Source organism: Blastopirellula marina (assembly GCF_002967715.1).
Classification (GTDB): Bacteria; Planctomycetota; Planctomycetia; order Pirellulales; family Pirellulaceae; genus Bremerella; species Bremerella marina_B.
This window is the reverse complement of record NZ_PUIA01000069.1, coordinates 458,505-476,320: the sequence shown is the minus strand read 5'-3', so window position 1 is coordinate 476,320 and position 17,816 is coordinate 458,505. Positions and strand designations below refer to the sequence as shown.

The window sequence follows — 17,816 nt, the reverse complement described above, 5'->3', positions numbered from 1 at the left end:
TCACTACGTAGCTTATCGCTGACTGTCTCCAGGAGTTGCCAATGCCGAAAGCGCTGACGATTGTGGGAATGGGTGTCTCCGTTCTCCTGATTCTGGTATTCGCGCTCGACCTGTTGGCAGGCGTCCCCTTTGGCGGCGTTAGCATGACGATGGATATTGCGTTTGTGATCTGTGCTGCGATCCTCGGGTTTCTGTCGTATACCACCTTCGCCGAACAGAAATAATTCGGCGCATCTGCCCCATTGTGTGGGAATTCGTCCGATTTTTCGTGCGTCTTTCCGCGTCTCTCCCACTGGTAACGAGAAAGTTTGCTTTACGTGGTTCGCTTTGGCTGGAAAAATAGAGCAAAGCCAAAGCAAATCAAGGGAGATAGCGAGTGCTAAACATGAATCGCCGACGAATGTTGGGAATGCTGGGAGGAATATCCGCAGCGGCTGCTGCTCCACCTCTATGGGCTGCTCCTCCGTCCGATTCACAGCGACGTACCTGGGAAGCGTGCGTCGAGAAAGGCCTGGGCTGGGTTCAGCGTACCCAATCACGCCTGGGCCACTGGACCGCCGCCAACTATCCCACGGCCATGACTGCGTTGGCTGGCACGGCTTTGTGTGCCTCGGGCTCGACCACCATGCAGGGTCCGTACTCTGAGAACCTCCGCCGCGCGGTGGAGTTTCTCGTCTCGAAGGCTCGCCCTAACGGTTTGATCGGCGATCCGCTGACCGACAACCGCTACACGTACGGTCATGGGTTCTCGATGCTCTTCCTTTCGCAGGTGCTGGGAGAAGAAGAAGACTCGCTGCGTCGTGAAGAACTGATCAAGATCCTGGCCAATGCCGTGAAGTTCAGTGTCTTCGCTCAAACCAAGTCGGGCGGTTGGGGCTACGTTAGCGCGAAGGATGGTAACGACTTCGACGAAGGTTCGACTACCATCACCCAGGTGCAAGGTCTACGCGGCTGCCGAAACGCCGGCATCCCCGTTCCCACCGAAGTGATCGAGAACGCCAAGAAGTACATCTACGACTGCCAGAACCCGGACGGGGGCATTTCGTATAGCTCGAAGAACCGTGGGACATCTCGCCCAGCGATTACGGCAGCTTCGATCTGCTGCCTGCAAAACGCGGGCGAAACGAAGTCAGACGTCGTGCAGAAGATGCTCGACTACTGCAAGAAGAACCTTTACCAGATCCAAACCCAGGCCCAAAGCTTCAGCCACTGGCACTACTCGTACCTGTATTACTCGCAGGTCGTGTATCGCGAAGGGACTGACGACAAGACCTTCTGGGAAGCGTTCCGCAATCGCCTGTACGACCGCATCACCGGCGAGCAGAACGGCGAAGGTTACTGGGACGAAACGAGCATCGGTCCCATCTACGTCACGGCCTGCAACCTGATCATGATGCAGCTAGACATGGGCTATCTGCCGATCTATCAGCGGTAGTAGCAACGAGAGCGTTTCTCTCGCCTCCTCTCCCCCGCAGACGGTGGAGAGGAGGCGAGCAAGTTTACACCGAGTTCTCGTCTTCGTACGCCAGGATTGCTTCGATGATGCCGTCCATGGTGTACGTCTTCGCTTCGACGGTTACTTCGTAGCCAAGCTCGCGGACGGTATCGGATGTGATCGGGCTGATGGTGACGATATTGCTGCTGGCCATCGCTTCGGGGACCAATCGCGCGGTGGCCCTGGTAATAGCGCTGCTGGTGAGGATCACCCAGTCGAACCCGCTGGTCTCGAGTTGCCTTTTTACTTCTGGTGAGACCTCGGCCACGTCGGTGCTTTCGTACGCGATCACTTCTGTCACGTTGGCACCTGCCTGGGCGAGTCCCACCGGCAGCACATCGCGTCCGCGTGACGCCCGCGGCAACAGCACGCGCTTGCCGACAACCTGATCGGCCATCGCTTCGACCAGCGATTCGGCCCGGTACTCAGCAGGAATGATGTCGGCCTTGAAACCGTAGGCGAGCAGCTGCTCAGCAGTGCCGGGGCCGATCGCTCCGATTTTCAAGTGCCCCAGCATCCGGAAGTCGTAGCCCAGGGCCCGCAGGCGTTCCATGAAGAACGTAACGCCGTTGCGGCTGGAAAACGCAATCCAATCGAACGACTTCAACTTGGCGATGGCTTCGTTCAAGGGACCTTGATCGTTGGCAAAGTTGATATCGATCGCCGGCTGCACGAAGACCTCCGCCCCCAGTTCGGCCAGCGGATAACGCAGCTCGGCGGCTTGATGTTCTGGACGCGTGATCAGGAACGATTGCCCGAACAGAGGCCGCTGCTCGAACCAGTTGGGAATGCTTTGATCTTGGGCGACTTGCCCCACCACGGTAATCACCGGGGGGCGAATCTTGGAGCCAGAGTGCAATAGGCTGGGGATCTCGCCGAGCGTGCAGCGAAACGTTTCCTGGTCAGGCCAGCTGCAGCGACGGATGATCGCGCACGGCGTATCCGGCGATTTGCCATGGGCAATCAACTGGGCCGACCACTGCGGGGCCGTGGTGACTCCCATGTAGAAGACCAGTGTGCCAGGGAAATTAGCCAGGCCAGCGTAGTCGATCGAGGAGTCTTCCTTGTCAGGCTTCTCGTGCCCGGTGACAAACGCGACCGCCGAGGCATGGTCGGAGTGGGTCAGTGGGATGCCGGCATAGGCGCTGGCCGCCAATGCGGTGGTGATACCGGGGACAATCTGGAATGGGATATCCGCGGCGCGCAGGGCTTCGATTTCTTCGGTAGCCCTGGCAAAGACGGTCGGATCGCCACTTTTCAGGCGGACGACCGTTTTTCCTTGCTTGGCCAGCGAGACCATTTCTTCGTTAATGCGATCTTGCGACCACAGCTTTCGCTGGGCGTGGCTCCCCAGGCAGTGCATCTCTTGGGCGCTAATCGCGTACTCTAGCAGTTCCGGATTCGAGAGGTAGTCGTACAAAACGACGTCGGCTTGCTGCAGGCAGCGGATACCCCGCTGGGTGATCAAACCCGCGTCACCGGGGCCGCTACCTACGAGATAGACGGTTCCAGGTTCTGTGGCGGCGGATTGTTGATCGGTGGGTGTCACAGCGGTCCCTCAAAAGAGAGGTTTCAGGCATGAAATGTTACGCTTCCTTGAATTTAAAACGAATCCACCCTCTGACGGAAGCGGTTGATACAATAGGAGTAACGGATTATCGTGCTTGGCAAGCATTCAAAATTCCTCATGCGTATCCGATTGATTTGGCCTGCTTATGTCTGACGGTGGAAGTTTCTCAGTTTCGGAAGATGCCGACTACGAGGTCTCGCCTGCGCTGCGTAAACAGCTGCAACAGTTGTTTGATCACGCTACGCAAATGATGAGCAAACCGAAGTACGACTATGACTATGCGCATAGTCTGTTGGGGGATTGCTGCAAGAGAGACCCGGCGAACTTGGTCTACGTCGAGAAGATGCTCGAAAACCTCGATCTGAAGTTCAAAGGGAAGAAGAAAGGCTCGCTCTTTTCCGGTTTCGGCGGCAAAGGGGGCCTGAAAAAGGCGTTGGCGGCCAAAAAGTGGCAAGACGTCATCAAGGAAGGGATCGACCTGCTTAAGAGCAATCCCTACGACAGCATCACGCTGCGGGGCATGGTCGATGCGTGCGAGGCGATGCGCTACAACGAGGTGGGCCTGCGTTACATGAAGAACGCCATGGACGGCTCGCCCGGTGATATCGAGGTAATGCGGCACTGTGCCCGCTATTTGGGACGGGTTGGCCAGTTCGACCAGGCCATCTCCTTGTGGCATTTCATTGAAGAAAAGAACCGCGGCGAAAAAGAAGCGAATCAGATGATTTCGCAGCTGACTATCGACCGCGAACGTCGAGCCAAAGGTCTGGCGACGGTTACCAACCGAATTGATCCGGCCGATGCCGCCAAAGTTCGCCGCCGACAAGCCGCCCACGAAGAAGGGGACCGTAAGTCGGAAGTGCAGGAACGACCGGCCACGAAGATCGAACTGAATGAGAAGCAGAAGCTGAAAGCCAAGATCGAAGCCGACCCCGATCAACTGGAAAACTATCTGAAGTTGATCGATTTGTGGGTCACCGAAGAAAAGTACTTCGAGGCCGAGGCGGTTTGGAAAGAGGCCCAGGCTCATTTTGGCGATTCGCTCGAGCTAACCGAAAAGCGGGAAGACCTGCTGATCAACAAGGCTCGGCATCGGTACAAGATGGCCGAAAACCAGGCCTCGGCCCAGTCGAGTCCCCAACTTCTGGAACTGGTTGAAACGGCCAAAAACGACCTCCACCGCCTGGAACTGGAGATCTATGCCAAGCGAAACGAGCGTCATCCGGACGATTTAATGATCAAATACGAGCTCGGCTTGCGGCTCAAACGAATGGGAAATTACGAACAGGCCGAGCAGCTGTTCGACGAAATCTCGCTGGCGGATGAAAAACTTTTAGCAATTTGCTACCTGGGCAAGGGAGAGTGTCTGCAGGCCCGGAAGAAGTTTGTGACGGCCATGGAGACCTACGAAGAAGCCCTAAACTATTCTGACAGCTTAAGTTCCGAGCGATTGAAGCTCCTTTTGTACCGAGCCGGCGTGCTCGCCCAGGGGCTTAAAGAGTGGACTTCGGCCACCACGTATCTGAAAAGGCTCGAGAAATTGGATCCAGCCTACAAAGATGTGAAGCGACGGCTAGACAAACTCAAGTAAATCCGGCATGATGATTAGCTTCTATTAAGAGTCTGACAAAGGACTGTTCGTTTCCGATTACCCGGTTCAATCATGCCTAATACCAAGAGCGCCAAAAAACGTCTTCGCCAGAATGTTATCCGCCGTAACCACAATCGCGCGATTAAGTCCGCGATTCGTTCCTCGATCCGTAAGGTTCGGGAAGCTGTTGCGGCCAAGGAATTCGAAAAGGCAGACGAACTGTTCCGCGTAACGGTCAAGAAGCTGGACAAGGCTGGTGCCAAGAATGTTCTGCACCAAAAGACCACCTCGCGTCTGAAGTCGCGCCTGAATCATCACATCAAGTCCGCCAAGGACAAGGCTGCTGCCTAGTAGCCTGTTGGTGCTGATATCTGAGTTTCGGCTGACCCAGGGAATCGACTCTGGGTCGGCGAAACCAATATGCAGATACTGCCAGAGCGTTCTCTAGCTATTTCGCACCCATCTTTGTTCGAGCCGGGAACATGGGTCGCGCGTGCCTGCGGCACAAGCTAAGGAGGAACGCTCTTATTTTTTTGCGGCCGCCTGAAGCGTCAGGCATGCTCCCAGGCGATTTCGCATGCGTTGAAGATTGGTCCTTCGACGCACGTTCGTTTGTAGTCCCAGCTGCCGTCTTCCTGGCGAACTGGGGCCACGCAGGTGAAGCAGATGCCGATACCGCATGCCATTGGTGTTTCCAACGAAACCTGGCACGGTACCTTTTGCTCGGTGGTAAGCTCGCTGACCGCTTCCATCATCTTCTCAGGGCCACAGCACAGCACCTGGGCGAGGCCAAGGTCTTCGGCGATGGCTTGCTGCAGTAGGTCGGTCACCAGGCCGTGGTGCCCTGCACTGCCGTCGTCGGTGCAGATCTTCACATCCATGCCGGTCGCCTTGAAATCATCAAGCCCGGCGAAATCCGCGAACGAGCGGGCCCCGTAGCACAGCGTGACCTTTTTAGGTTTGCTGGTGGTGAATTGCTCGGTACCGTAAGACTGCTGGCCGAGAACCTGCTTGGCGACTGCCAGGAACGGTGTCTGGCCGATGCCGCCGGCCACTAGAATCAGGTGGTCGGTCTCGGGGATTGTGAAGCCGTTGCCCAGCGGGCCCCAGACTTCCAGCTTCTGCCCCTGTTCGAGCTGTTTGAGCCGCGTGGTGAGCTTGCCGTGGACCTGGTAAACGACGTCGACGTACTTGGGCTGGCCATCTTCACCGGCGATGACGTCGTACAGGGCGAAGGCACGTCCCAGCAGTGGATCGAAGCAGTTGGCAATGCGGACCATGACGAACTGCCCTGGCCGAATCTTGGCGGCGATCTCGGGGGCCTCGAAGCGAACGCGATAGATGCGGGCCGAGAGGGGGACGTTTTCGACGATCGAAGTCGCCTGAAATTGAAACTGGGACATGGGCCTGGCAATCCTTGATCGGGCTCTATTTGCGGCGCATCTGCTTCTTCTTGGAAGCCTGCTTCTGCTTCACGGCTCGCCCTTGGCCACGACGCGATTCGCTGGCAGCAGGCGACTGCTTGGAGTTCTTTTTGGTCTTCTTCTTGCCGCCGCGAAACGTCGTTCCCTTTTTGACGGCGGTCTTGCCGGGACGGCTGGCGGGGCTGGTACCGGTGGTACGTCGGCCGGCAGGCTTGCGCTTAGGAGTCCCCTTGGCGGCACCTGCGGCGGAAGCGTCTCGCAAGGCTTTGACTTCCGAGGGCTTCAGTTCGCGGAACGAGCCGGCGGGGACTTCCCCCAGCTTGAGAGGGCCGATCGAGATTCGCTTCAGACGCAGCACCTTGTGCCCTACTTTCGCGAGCAGACGGCGAATTTCGCGGTTTTTTCCCTCGCGGAGGACGATCTCGAGGATCGAGCTTTTGCCCCGTTTTTGTTTCAGGCGGCAGCTTTCCGCTTTGACGAAGCCCTCGGCGATGTAGACGCCGCTTTGGATCATCTTGATCTCTTCGACCGAGACCGAGCCGGCGACTTCCACGTGGTAGGTCTTGGGAACGCCATAGCGTGGGTGAGCCAGCTGATTGGCCAGTTCACCATCGTTGGTGATGATGATCAGCCCTTCGCTCTGGCGGTCGAGACGTCCGATGGTGAACAGCCGCTCGTCCTGCGGGACGAGGTCGATCACACGGGTACGCCCTGCCTGGTCGAAGTTGGTGCTGACCACGCCGACCGGTTTGTTCAGGATGAAATATTGCTTGCGGCGAGCACGAATTCGCTGGCCGTCGACCATGATTTCCTGCTTGGCAGGATCGACCGAGGTGCCCAGTTCGGTGACGAATTCTCCGTCGACTTCGACGCGTCCTTCCTGGATGATTTCTTCGCACTTGCGGCGCGAACCGATCCCGGCTTCAGCGAGGAGTTTATGGAGACGAATCAGCGATGACGATGAACCAGGCATGGGGCCAGCAGACTGCAATTAAAGGACGACGGCGAATGGCTCTATGATACGCCTGGAGTCCTGCTTAGCCCATGGGTCGCGCGTGTAAACTGGCTAAAACGCGGGGTTTCCGTACTGATCGAGATAGCTGTACGGCTGGTTTTTGACCGCCTCGGGCAGCGACGAGCTGAATTCGCGCGGTCGCACGCCCAGCATTTCAGGTCCGGCGTCGGTATCGGGGTAAGGATCGCTATACAGGGCCCTGACCCTCTGCTGCTGAACGGTGCCTGGGTTGAACCAGTTTGGTCTCGCCAAATTAGCGCAGCCGGCCGTTGTCAGCAAAAACAGGCCGATCAGTGCGAGGCGAGTCAACATGGGGGGAGATTCTCCGAGGGAACCCGAGTTCATTTCCGCGAACGATACCGATTTCCCCAGATTGCCGCAATGGAGAACCGCAGCGCCAGTGCTGTCACGGCAGGTACATATCCAGCAGGACCGTGGGCTCTACCGCTTTGAGTGGTAGCGGTCCACAGGCGGCTGGAATGAGGAAGGTCGCTCCTTTGCCCAGGGCCTGATCGAGTTGGGCGTGCGTGGAGCGGACTTTCCCTTCCAGCACGGCCACGATGTGGAATCGCTTGTCGTCGCCGATCGACTTGCGGTCGTGGAACTCCCAGCGATCGAGAACGAACTTGTCGCACGTGACGAGTCGTTCGATGTCCGGATCGGATGTTGCCTGCGGCTTCTGCGGCTGGACAGGGCCTTTTTCGTAGTCGATCGTTTCGAGCGATTGCTCGATATGCAGCGTGCGCGGTTTGCCATCGGCCCCGACGCGTCCCCAATCGTACAAGCGAAATGTGGTGTTGCTGGCCTGTTGGATCTCGGCTACCAGCAGCCCCTTGCCCAGCGCGTGCGCGGTGGTGGCTGGGATGAACAAGCAGTCGCCGGCCTGGGGCTCGAGGACGTGCATTGCGTCGATCACGGTATCCGCTTCGACCGCTTTGGCCAGGTCTGCACGGGTAACGCCAGCTTTCAGGCCGACATAGACCTTGGCACCTGGCTCGGCGTCGAGGATGTACCAGGCCTCGGTCTTGCCCAGGTCAGGCGGATCGAGGGTGGCTCCCTGGGCGTCGTCTGGGTGAACCTGGATCGAGAGATCGCGATTGGCGTCGAGAAACTTGAACAGCAGCGGAAACGTTTTGGTGGGGGTCTTCACGCCGAAGAGATCTTTAGGAAACTGCTGGACCAACTCGCCCAGCGTTTTCCCCGCTTCAGGGCCGTTGGCTACGACGCTCTGGTCGTCGCCGTGATCGACCACTTCCCAGCTCTCGGCGAAGATCCCCTCTTCAGGAATCGGCTTATTGAGCACGGTCCCCAGCCGGCGGCCACCCCAAATGTAGTCTCGAAACGTCGGCTTGAAGATCAGTGGATAGTTTAGCGGCACGTTGCAGCCCCTGGGTTGCGAGTCTAGCGGTCATGTCGATTATGCACGCGACTCTTGTCCCCTCGCCCCTGCGGGGAGAGGGGACAAGAGTCGCTGCCGCATATTGTAACGAAACCGAGTCGTTGATAGGATAAAACTATGTCAGGTGGCAGGACCGGCTCATTTCTCAGCCCCATTGCTGTCGCGCGAAGTGCTCTTTCGGGGTGCCGGGCAGGATCCACCGACATGGTAAGACAACCTGATCGCTTCGATAGGCGTGAAGCGGTAGCCTGAGTTCAGGCCAGCCGTCGGTCACCCAGATCCGCTCAGGCACAAGCTTACTGCGACTTTCTGTCACCCAGCCAATCCGCAAACGATGCGTTTCCTGCACTGAGGTTCTAGGAATGAACAGCAAGATCAACGACGACTTCTTCGAAGGCAGTTCGATGTCCTTCGGCGATCACCTGGAGGAACTGCGTACGTGTTTGTTCCGCGCAGTGATCTGGCTGGCCGTCGGTGTCGCGATTGGTCTCTACTTCGGCAGCGACGTCGTCAAGTTCCTCGAACGGCCAATTCAAAGCGCCCTGGTCCGCTATTACCAGAAAAAATCGATCTCGCAGTTGGAAGAGAACCTCGGGATCAAGCTGAATGGCGACCAGCAAGACGCCGTTGCCAAGCACTTGCAACAAAACGACTGGATTGCCGTCGACATGTGGATCGAGCCGGCAGAGATCACACGGCTGTCCGAGGCGAAGAATCGTCCACTAACCGAGGAAGCTCCCGCGGCCGAGCCAGCGGAAGAGCCTGAGAAGAAAGTCGATACCTCGGAGCTCCCGCAGGACGCTTCGTACTCGGACGAAGACATTTTGAAAGCGTTGCAGGCCGCCAAGGTTCTTCCGACTGAGGCCCCTGTTCGCATGCGAACCTGGCAGCGAATTCAACCTTCCACCGAAGCTCTGCGTGCGGAAGAAGTGTTCATGGTGTGGTTGAAGGCCGGTATTGTGTTCGGCTTTATCATCGCCAGCCCTGGTATCTTCTGGCACTTGTGGCAGTTTGTTGCCGCGGGCCTGTATCCGCACGAAAAGAAATACGTGTGGATCTTCATGCCGTTCAGCCTTTCGCTATTTTTCGGCGGTGCGGCGATTGCCTACTTCATGGCGTTCGACCCAGTGCTCGACTTCCTGTTCCAGTTCAACCTGATGACGGGGATCGATCCTCGACCACGTATCAACGAGTGGCTTGGCTTCGTGATCATGTTGCCGCTGGGCTTTGGGATCAGCTTCCAATTGCCGCTGGTGATGCTGCTGTTGAACCGGATTGGATTGTTCACCATCGAGGCGTACACCAAGAACTGGCGAATCGCCGTGATGGTGATCTTCGTGCTGTCGATGATCCTCACGCCGTCCGATCCGATCAGCATGCTGCTGCTGGCCGTGCCGCTGACCTTCCTGTATGGCCTGGGAATTGGTCTCTGCAAATGGATGCCAGGCATCCGTAAGCCCTTCCCTGCCACCTAGGCGTAGCGATCGGTTGTAGAAATTCGTAGGATGGCTACCGGCGTCTTCGTCGGATAGCCATCTTTTTTGCGCCCTAACCTGAGAAGGATTGAATCTTGGGATACCTCGTCCTGGAAAATGGAATCGTTCACGATCCGGCCAACGGGATCGATGGCGAGGTACGTACGTTGTGGCTGAAGGACGGCAAGGTTGTTCGTTCTCCGACGGAAGACCAGCCAGCGATCGATCGACGCATCGACTGCCGCGGCTACGTCATCATGCCGGGCGGGGTCGACATGCACTGTCACATCGCCGGGCCGAAGGTCAACATCGGCCGGCAGATGACGCCAGAGTATCGCCGCAACGAAGGCATCCCTCGCAGTGAAGGTCGCCGCAGTGCCAGTGGCGGGCTGCTGCCCAGTTGCGTCGGTACCGGCTACATGTTTGCCGGGCTTGGCTACACGACGGCCATGGATGCGGCGATTCCCGGTTTGCATGCCCGACATGCCCATGAAGACCTGCTGGATACTCCACTGCTCGACAAGGGTTTCTATCTACTGTTCGGCAACAACCAGTTCGTAATGGACCGGATTCGCGAAGAACGAAGCGATTGCCTGGATGCTTACCTGGCGTGGGCACTCAGTTCGACGCATGGTTACGCCGTGAAAGTCGTGAACCCTGGCGGCGTCGAGAACTGGAAGCAGGTCAGTCGCAAGACCGTACAGCAACTGGACGAGCCAGTCCCTGGCTTTGGAGTTTCGCCTCGCGCGATCGTGCGGAACCTGGCGGCTGCGGTCGATCGTTTGAACTTGCCGCATGCGGTCCACATTCACTGCAACAACCTGGGCGTGCCAGGCAATAGCGAGACGACCCTGCGTACGATGCAGGCCTTGGGCGGGCATCGTGGTCACTTCGCCCACACGCAATTTCATAGCTATGCCGGCGACGAGAACGACCCGGCCAGCTTCCGCAGTGATGCCCCACGCCTGGCCGAGTACGTGAACGCCAACCCGAACATCTCGATCGACGTCGGCCACGTGAACCCCGGCAAAACGCTGGGGATCACTGGCGATGCTCCGTTTGGTTACTTCCTGTCGAAGCTGACCGGCAATCGCTGGTACGCGGCCGATAGTGAACTGGAAGCGAGCTGCGGCGTGATTCCGATGGAGTTCCAGCCGAAGAAAGCCCTGGTGCATGCCGTGCAGTGGGCCGCCGCGCTGGAGTGGTACTTGCTGGTCGAAGATCCGTGGCGAATCGCTATGAGCAGTGATCATCCCAACGGCGGAGCTGTGTACCGTTACCCTGAAGTCATTCACCTGCTGATGGATTCGGCGTTCCGCCGCGAAGCGATCGGCAAGATGCATAAGCTGCTTGGTGAACGCACCACGCTGGCAGAACTCGATCGCGAGTACTCTCTCAACGACATTGCGATCATCACCCGGGCCGCCCCAGCCAAGCTGCTAGGCTTGAAACATAAGGGGCACCTGGGCGAAGGTGCCGACGCCGATGTGACGATCTACACGCCCAGCACCAACCGCACCGAGATGTTTCAAAGGCCACGCTACGTGGTGCAGGCCGGCCGCGTGATTGTCGAAGATGGTGAGATCGGCGGCGAAGTCTTCGGCAAGCTGTTTACTGTATCGCCAGGGATGGATGACGGCCAGTTGCCGGTAATCCAGAAGTGGTTTGACGACGCCCACACGATTCGTTTCCGCAACTTCGCGATCGAGAAAGAACATTTGGGGGCGGTCGAGACGGTGGCAAGCTCTTAGCTTTCTTCCAGTCCCCTCGGCGGCGAGGGGACAAGAAACAGCAACGGGCACGACTTGGCGTGCCCGTTGTGTTGGTCTAATTTCAGGAAGCGTTGCTTAACCGCCAGTGGCTTCCAGCAACTTCTCTTGGCCCAAGCGATCGCAGAAGTCGCCCAGGCTTTCCCCTTCGCTGCGTTGCTGTTTAAACACGGTGAAGACCTTCACCAGTTCGGGAACCACTTCTTCGGCAGGGACCATGTCTTTGTAGATGTAGCTCAAGCGGTTGCCCAGCAGGCGGCCGCCGAGGAACATCGTGTACTTTTCCTTGGCACGTCCAACCAGGCCGATGTCGCTATTGTAAGGGCGAGCACAGCCGTTGGGGCAGCCGGTCATACGCAAGGTGAACTTCTCGTCCTGCAGACCAAGTTTGGCGACTTCCTTTTCCAGGTCGTCGACCATGCCAGGCAAGGCTCGTTCGCTTTCGGTGATCGAAAGACCACAGGTCGGCCAGGCGACGCAAGCCATCGACCAACGCAGCGTATTGCTGATTTCTTCGGTCAGCTCGACGTTTTGCTTCTTTAGGATCGCTTCCAGCTTCGGCTTATCTTCTTCGGCGATGTCGCTGAAGATGATGTCCTGGTGGCCGGTGAAGTGAATGCCTGGGTTGAGGGTCGTGCAGACTTCGCGAATGGCGGTCTTCAGCGTGCACTGGTCGGTGTCGGCGATACGGCCGTTCTCGACGTTCAAACCGTAGAACCACTTGCCGTCCCCTTGAGCCGACCAACCTTTGTGGTCGTCGAAGTCGGTGACGTCCGCTTCGTGCGGTTCGGGAAGGGCACGGCCGAAGTATTCTTCGACCTTCTTCTTGAACTCGGGCAGGCCCATATTGCGGACGGTGTACTTCAGACGGGCCACCTTGCGGTCTTCGCGGTTACCGAAGTCGCGTTGAACCTTGACGACCGCTTCGCAAACACCGATCAGGTCTTCTGGCGAAACGTAGGTCAGCTTCATGCCCAAGGCTGGGAAGGTCTTATCGGCACTGGGGGTGCGACCCATGCCGCCACCAACCAGGATGTTGTAACCGAGGATCTTACCCCCTTCGTGCACGGCGATCATGCCCAGGTCCTGGGTGTAGACGTCGATGCAGTTGTCTTCTGGCAGGCAGATGCCCATCTTGAACTTACGCGGCAGGTAGTGCTTGCCGTAGATCGGTTCGACAACGGCGTCACCATTCTCGTCGACGCGTGTTTTTTCGCCTGTTTCCGGATCTTGCAGGAAGATTTCGCGGTAGGCACCCGTGCGTGGGGCGAAATGGTCGGCGATCGCAAACGATGTCTTTTGGATTGTGTCGTGCAGCTCGTTGTTTTTGAAAGGAGCTGGGCAGCACATGACGTTGCGGTTGACGTCGCCACAAGCGCCCAGGGTCGTGAGGCCAACCCCCTTCATGCGCTGCATCAGCTGGCGAACGTCACTCTTTTGAATGCCGTGGAACTGGGTGGCCTGACGGCTGGTGATGCGGAGCGTACCATTGCCGATTTCGTCGCACAGATCGAGTTCTTCCAGCAACTGCTGACCGGTCAGAAGGCCGGCCGGCAGGCGGGTACGGACCATCATGATGTAGTCTTTGCCGCCACCAGCAGCTCGATTCGAGGCCCGAGCGTCGCGATCGTCCTGCTGATACATGCCAAAGTGCTTGATCAGCTGGATGCTTTCTTTGCTGAAATGGTCCGTTCCATCGGACAATTCCTCAGCGACAGTGCCGCGCAGGTAGTTGCTTTCGTCTTTGATGCCCTCAACCGGGCTCAGCTTGTTTTCAGTGGAAGCCATGGAGCAAAGTTATGTGGGTAAGTAGGTGGCAGGAGGTTTGCCTGCGAAAATACAGTTCTTCGGCACGCTAAAAGTCCCCAGATAGTGGCAATCCGGCCAGTACAGGGAACAACGCGCCTAATATACACATTCCTTCAATTCTTCGTAATGCGTCAATTTGACGCGATTTAGCCGATCGATCTTGCCTAGGTTAACATTTCGTGCCTGGCTGCTTCCTTCCCTGCTGGCGGGGGCGAAGCAGTTAGTTTCGTTCTTAGGTGGTAGTCTGCGCGGGGGTGTCGGCTTATAAAATGGGTCTCGTTGTCCCCTATGCGCCTGCTATCCCAAGAACGAGGTTCCCTGTGACTGCGACCATTCTGGATGGAAAAACGGTCTCTAACGCACTGCAAGACGATATCGCCCAGCGTGTCGAACAGTTCAAGGCAAAAACAGGCGTAACTCCTTGTTTGGCAGCGGTTTTGGTGGGGGAAGACCCGGCCAGCCAGGTTTATGTGCGAAACAAAGAGCGGGCCTGTGAAAAGGTCGGAATGACCAGTCAACTGATTCGTAAGTCGGATGACATTTCTCAGGCCGATCTTCTAGCGCTGGTCGAGCAGCTTAACCAAGACGACAAGGTCAGCGGCATTTTGGTTCAGCTACCTCTTCCGAAGCACGTGGATGCCTCGAAAGTGTTGGACGCAATTGACCCACAGAAGGATGTCGACTGTTTTCATCCCAGCAATGTCGGTCTGCTCTCTCAAGGACGCCCTCACTTCCTGCCGTGCACACCACACGGGGTCGTCCAGATTCTGAAGCACTTCAATCTGCCAACCGCCGGAAAGAATGTCGTTATTCTTGGCCGCAGCGATATCGTGGGCAAGCCGTTGGCATTGATGCTCATGCAGCGAACGAGCGAAACCTGCGGTGCCGACTACGCCAATGCGACCGTTACCGTCGCTCATAGCCGCACGCCAAATCTGAAAGAACTGACCCTCCAGGCCGATATTCTGGTGGCTGCGATTGGTGTCGCCAAGTTTGTCACGGCCGACATGGTGAAACCTGGAGCCGTGGTGGTGGACGTCGGGATCAATCGCACCGACGACGGTCTCTGCGGCGACGTGGACTACGACGCCCTGCTGGAAGTCGCCGGAGCCGTGACGCCAGTACCAGGTGGCGTGGGGCGACTGACGGTGACCATGTTGATGGAGAATACCCTCAAAGCGGCCATGATTCAGGCGTAGCGTTTCCTGCTAACGGCGCTGACGCAGCGATTCGTACAGCAAAACAGCCGCTGTGGTCGAAACGTTCAAGCTGTCGGCAATACCCTGCATGGGCAGGTGAATGTTGACGATCCCGGCCTGATGCCACTTGTCGCTCAGACCGTGGGCTTCGCTGCCCAGCACTAACGCGGTGGCCGGCTTCATGTCGACGGTCGTGTACGGCACCGACCCATCGACGCGAGCTGCGTAGATCTGGAACTGGTTGTTCTGTAAGAAGGCGATCGTCTCTTCCGAAGTCGCGTCGACGACCGGCATTGAGAAGATCGTCCCCAGGCTTGCGCGAATTGCGTTGGGGTTGAACAAATCGGTGCGACCATCCGCTGAAATCAGTAGGTCGGCTCCCACGGCGTCCATCGTTCGCAGAATGGCGCCCACGTTGCCCGGCTTCTCGACCTGCTCGATGACGACCACCAGCGGGCATTCGGGAAGGACGATGTCCGAAAGTTTCTTTTCCGGAAATTTGGCGACGGCGACTGCCCCTTCCACACGTTGGCCGAAAGCCAGTTTCTCCATGACTTCGTGGGTTACGTGCAGGATCGAGATGTCGTCGGTATCGGCCAGGATCTCTTCGAAGAAGGCCGTCTCGGGACCGGAGATCGCTTCCGGCAAGACAAACATCGTTTCGATTGGAAAGCCCGCTTGCAGGGCTCTTCGAATTTCACGGAGGCCATCGATGACCGTTCGTTGTTGCTGCATACGCCCACGGCGATCGCGCAGTTTGATTGCCGATTTGATCTGAGCGTTTTGAAGCGAACGGATGATTTCCATAGAGCAATTCTATCGAACGTTGGCGAAACTCGCGTAGTACCCGCTGGGGAGGTGGCGTCCGTTTCGATCGGGAATGGTCAACGGGCCGGCTTCAATTTGTTTGGCGGTAATGCCGGGAAACGCCTCTTGCGTCATTTGCTTGAGCACATCGTCTTCATAGCCAGGCGAATGGCACGTCAGCAAGACAAGCTTCGGGTTTTCGGCCAATAGTTGGTTCAGGTATCCCATCAATAAGGGAAGGTGCTTGCCGATACGCCACACTTCGCCCTTCGATCCGTGCCCATAGGTGGGCGGGTCGAGGATAACGCCGTCGTACGTGTTGCCTCGTTTGATTTCGCGTTTAACGAATTTGGGGGCATCTTCGGCAATCCAGCGAATGGGGGCGTCGGCCATGTCGGAAAGCTCGGCATTGGTCCGGGCCCATTTCACGACATTGGCGGCCGCATCGACATGGGTGACCTCGGCCCCGCCCAGGGCACATGCCAACGAAGACCCTCCCGTGTAGGCGAACAGGTTGAGGATTCGCAGCGGTCGCGAACTGGCCTGACACGTTTCGGTCAGCCACTTCCAATTGGCCAACTGTTCGGGGAAGAGTCCCAAGTGGCCAAACTTGGTGGTTTTCAGGCGAAATTTCAGAGGGCCGGCAGCAACCTCCCAGGTTGGTGGTAAGCGGTCGGCATCGAGCCAGTCTCCCTGGGTTTCGGTGCGCCGCACATACCTGGCAATGGCCTGGTTCCAGAGATCGGGCCTGGTGGCCTTAAATCCTTCGGCAGACGGAGAATACCGATCAAGAACGACCGATCCAAATTGTTCTAACTTTCGACCAGAGCCAAAGTCGAGCAAGCTATATTGAAAAGAGCCCAGTTCGGCAGCAGTCATGTTGATCGGTAGAGGTGATACAAGGGGCGGGAAATTGGTTTTGCCCTGGAATAATTGGTCATATCTTCCCACAATAGCAGAACATGACTCGCCTGTCGTCGTCCCCTGAACCGAGACCGCTCGTGACACTTTGTCGAATACTAAGTCTGTTAGGTTGCCTGATTTGGGGCGGCATGATGCTTGCGCCGATCGCCTGTGCGGCTGAGCCCCCAGAGGGAGCCCCGGCCAAGCAGCCTCCGACCTCGGCCGAAATTACGTCATGGATCGACCAACTCGACAGCGACAAGTTCCTGCTTCGCGAGAACGCCACGCAAAAGCTGATTGGTGCCCAGCAGGCCGCCATCGGTCCTCTGGCCGATGCGGTTCGTACTGGCAGCTTGGAAAAAGCATTTCGCTGTATCCACGTGCTGCGGGCTTTTGCCATTGGGGATGATATCGAGACCGAAATCGAAGCCAACGCGAAACTAGCCCTGATCGCCGCCACCGAGAACGACCGAGTGGGTGCCTATGCCGGGGACGTACTGAAGCGAATCGAGCCAATTCAGCGCGAACGTGCGATTCGCATCCTGAGTGGCCTGGGGGTGAAGTTCACCAGTTACGCTCCGATTCAGGGTTTTCAGACCTTGGAGGAAGGGCCTGGGATTTGGATCACCAACGACTACACCGGGTCGGTGAAGGAACTGCATTACCTGCAGCACCTAGGCTTCATCGAAGACGTGCAGATCGAGAACGACAAGATCACCGCCGAATGGTTTGCCGAGATCGCCAAGATGCCAAGCGTGCATTTTCTGACGATTAAAGATGGGCCGGTTGATATCGAGATGCTGCGAGAGCTAGAGCCGATTTTCCATAAGATCGATTGGCTCAGGCTCTACTACCTGAATCTGAAGAGCTCCCCTGCACCGTTGCTGGGTAAGATGACTTCGCTGCGTCACGTGGAGATTTTCGGATTGGTCGTCGATGGCAAAGAGGTCTATCAAGATGGCGACGAACAAGAGCGAATTCGCTCGGCCTTGCTAGGGGTACTGCCCGAGAATCTGAGGTTCCGTAGCGGTGGTTTTCTAGGGGTGCGCGGCTCGGCGGACGGCAATCGAGCTCCTTGTGTCGTGCAAAGTGTCGATCAGGATACGGGGGCTTACAAAGCGGGCCTGCGTGGTGGTGATACGGTGACCGAAGTCAACGGCACGAAGGTCGAAGGATTCATGCACCTGATCGAGCTACTGAAAGACAAGAAGGCTGGCGACAAGGTGAAAATGATCGCGATTCGTGGAACCGAGACCAAGGAATTGGATATTACGCTCGGAAAATGGCAACTGCGAGAAACTTATTAACAATGTGTTCCTTTGGGAACCTCTATTGCTCTCGCAGGTAGGTTGCCCCTACG

General features: G+C 57.3%; 16 protein-coding genes. 8 read left to right on the top strand and 8 right to left on the bottom strand.

The window, feature by feature from the left end; genetic code table 11:
- Positions 1-41 precede the first annotated feature (41 nt).
- Together C5Y96_RS22435 and C5Y96_RS22430 are read left to right on the top strand one after the other, a co-directional pair.
- A complete protein-coding gene (locus C5Y96_RS22435; protein WP_105358074.1) occupies positions 42-224 on the top strand; it encodes a hypothetical protein in 183 nt (60 codons plus the stop codon).
- A 161-nt stretch (positions 225-385) separates the two neighbouring features.
- Entirely contained in the window at positions 386-1,435 is a 1,050-nt protein-coding gene (locus C5Y96_RS22430) for a prenyltransferase/squalene oxidase repeat-containing protein (RefSeq protein WP_105358072.1), read from the top strand.
- 64 nt (positions 1,436-1,499) lie between these two features.
- Here C5Y96_RS22430 and cobA read toward each other — a convergent pair whose 3' ends face one another.
- Complete coding sequence (gene cobA / locus C5Y96_RS22425) at positions 1,500-3,044, bottom strand: uroporphyrinogen-III C-methyltransferase (protein WP_105358069.1); 1,545 nt, start codon at positions 3,042-3,044, stop codon at positions 1,500-1,502.
- Between the two features lie 166 nt (positions 3,045-3,210).
- On the opposite strand from cobA, the gene C5Y96_RS22420 reads away from it, so the two are divergent.
- Both C5Y96_RS22420 and rpsT read left to right on the top strand, forming a co-directional pair.
- Positions 3,211-4,656: a tetratricopeptide repeat protein gene (locus C5Y96_RS22420; RefSeq protein ID WP_105358067.1), complete on the top strand. Its 1,446-nt coding sequence runs from the start codon at positions 3,211-3,213 to the stop codon at positions 4,654-4,656.
- Between the two features lie 72 nt (positions 4,657-4,728).
- Positions 4,729-5,007: a 30S ribosomal protein S20 gene (gene rpsT / locus C5Y96_RS22415; RefSeq protein ID WP_105358064.1), complete on the top strand. Its 279-nt coding sequence runs from the start codon at positions 4,729-4,731 to the stop codon at positions 5,005-5,007.
- Positions 5,008-5,207: 200 nt separating this feature from the next.
- Here rpsT and C5Y96_RS22410 read toward each other — a convergent pair whose 3' ends face one another.
- From C5Y96_RS22410 to C5Y96_RS22395, 4 genes are all read right to left on the bottom strand, one after another.
- Positions 5,208-6,059, bottom strand: coding sequence for a dihydroorotate dehydrogenase electron transfer subunit (locus C5Y96_RS22410; protein WP_105358061.1), 852 nt, complete (start codon positions 6,057-6,059; stop codon positions 5,208-5,210).
- Between the two features lie 25 nt (positions 6,060-6,084).
- Positions 6,085-7,053: a pseudouridine synthase gene (locus C5Y96_RS22405; protein WP_199188763.1), complete on the bottom strand. Its 969-nt coding sequence runs from the start codon at positions 7,051-7,053 to the stop codon at positions 6,085-6,087.
- Between the two features lie 93 nt (positions 7,054-7,146).
- Positions 7,147-7,407: a hypothetical protein gene (locus tag C5Y96_RS22400; protein WP_105358059.1), complete on the bottom strand. Its 261-nt coding sequence runs from the start codon at positions 7,405-7,407 to the stop codon at positions 7,147-7,149.
- 94 nt (positions 7,408-7,501) lie between these two features.
- Positions 7,502-8,473, bottom strand: coding sequence for a type I phosphomannose isomerase catalytic subunit (locus tag C5Y96_RS22395; protein ID WP_105358056.1), 972 nt, complete (start codon positions 8,471-8,473; stop codon positions 7,502-7,504).
- 383 nt (positions 8,474-8,856) lie between these two features.
- Between C5Y96_RS22395 and tatC the strand changes: the two genes are divergently transcribed.
- Together tatC and C5Y96_RS22385 are read left to right on the top strand one after the other, a co-directional pair.
- Positions 8,857-9,969 carry a twin-arginine translocase subunit TatC gene (tatC, locus tag C5Y96_RS22390; protein WP_105358054.1) on the top strand — a complete coding sequence of 371 codons (1,113 nt, stop codon included), beginning with the start codon at positions 8,857-8,859 and terminating at the stop codon, positions 9,967-9,969.
- A gap of 95 nt (positions 9,970-10,064) precedes the next feature.
- Positions 10,065-11,720, top strand: coding sequence for a formylmethanofuran dehydrogenase subunit A (locus C5Y96_RS22385; protein WP_105358052.1), 1,656 nt, complete (start codon positions 10,065-10,067; stop codon positions 11,718-11,720).
- A gap of 96 nt (positions 11,721-11,816) precedes the next feature.
- Here C5Y96_RS22385 and C5Y96_RS22380 read toward each other — a convergent pair whose 3' ends face one another.
- A complete protein-coding gene (locus C5Y96_RS22380; RefSeq protein ID WP_105358049.1) occupies positions 11,817-13,526 on the bottom strand; it encodes an NADPH-dependent assimilatory sulfite reductase hemoprotein subunit in 1,710 nt (569 codons plus the stop codon).
- Positions 13,527-13,867: 341 nt separating this feature from the next.
- Here C5Y96_RS22380 and folD point away from each other — a divergent pair, with 341 nt between their 5' ends.
- Complete coding sequence (gene folD, locus C5Y96_RS22375; protein ID WP_105358047.1) at positions 13,868-14,746, top strand: bifunctional methylenetetrahydrofolate dehydrogenase/methenyltetrahydrofolate cyclohydrolase FolD; 879 nt, start codon at positions 13,868-13,870, stop codon at positions 14,744-14,746.
- 9 nt (positions 14,747-14,755) lie between these two features.
- Here folD and C5Y96_RS22370 read toward each other — a convergent pair whose 3' ends face one another.
- The gene (locus C5Y96_RS22370; protein WP_105358044.1) at positions 14,756-15,553 is read right to left on the bottom strand and encodes a TrmH family RNA methyltransferase; all 798 of its coding nucleotides are present in this window, start codon (positions 15,551-15,553) and stop codon (positions 14,756-14,758) included.
- Positions 15,554-15,562: 9 nt separating this feature from the next.
- On the bottom strand, positions 15,563-16,432 hold the full coding sequence (locus C5Y96_RS22365; protein ID WP_105358042.1) for a class I SAM-dependent methyltransferase: 870 nt from the start codon (positions 16,430-16,432) through the stop codon (positions 15,563-15,565).
- A gap of 173 nt (positions 16,433-16,605) precedes the next feature.
- On the opposite strand from C5Y96_RS22365, the gene C5Y96_RS22360 reads away from it, so the two are divergent.
- On the top strand, positions 16,606-17,763 hold the full coding sequence (locus C5Y96_RS22360) for a PDZ domain-containing protein (RefSeq protein ID WP_158261368.1): 1,158 nt from the start codon (positions 16,606-16,608) through the stop codon (positions 17,761-17,763).
- The last annotated feature ends 53 nt before the right edge of the window (positions 17,764-17,816 follow it).

Coding starts and splice junctions, on each gene's coding strand:
- C5Y96_RS22420 (WP_105358067.1), top strand. CDS start 3,211: ATGTCTGACGGTGGAAGTTTCTCAGTTTCGGAAGATGCCGACTACGAG.
- C5Y96_RS22380 (WP_105358049.1), bottom strand. CDS start 13,526: ATGGCTTCCACTGAAAACAAGCTGAGCCCGGTTGAGGGCATCAAAGAC.
- C5Y96_RS22405 (WP_199188763.1), bottom strand. CDS start 7,053: ATGCCTGGTTCATCGTCATCGCTGATTCGTCTCCATAAACTCCTCGCT.
- C5Y96_RS22410 (WP_105358061.1), bottom strand. CDS start 6,059: ATGTCCCAGTTTCAATTTCAGGCGACTTCGATCGTCGAAAACGTCCCC.
- C5Y96_RS22360 (WP_158261368.1), top strand. CDS start 16,606: ATGATGCTTGCGCCGATCGCCTGTGCGGCTGAGCCCCCAGAGGGAGCC.
- C5Y96_RS22400 (WP_105358059.1), bottom strand. CDS start 7,407: ATGTTGACTCGCCTCGCACTGATCGGCCTGTTTTTGCTGACAACGGCC.
- C5Y96_RS22430 (WP_105358072.1), top strand. CDS start 386: ATGAATCGCCGACGAATGTTGGGAATGCTGGGAGGAATATCCGCAGCG.
- C5Y96_RS22365 (WP_105358042.1), bottom strand. CDS start 16,432: ATGACTGCTGCCGAACTGGGCTCTTTTCAATATAGCTTGCTCGACTTT.
- C5Y96_RS22435 (WP_105358074.1), top strand. CDS start 42: ATGCCGAAAGCGCTGACGATTGTGGGAATGGGTGTCTCCGTTCTCCTG.
- C5Y96_RS22370 (WP_105358044.1), bottom strand. CDS start 15,553: ATGGAAATCATCCGTTCGCTTCAAAACGCTCAGATCAAATCGGCAATC.
- rpsT (WP_105358064.1), top strand. CDS start 4,729: ATGCCTAATACCAAGAGCGCCAAAAAACGTCTTCGCCAGAATGTTATC.
- tatC (WP_105358054.1), top strand. CDS start 8,857: ATGAACAGCAAGATCAACGACGACTTCTTCGAAGGCAGTTCGATGTCC.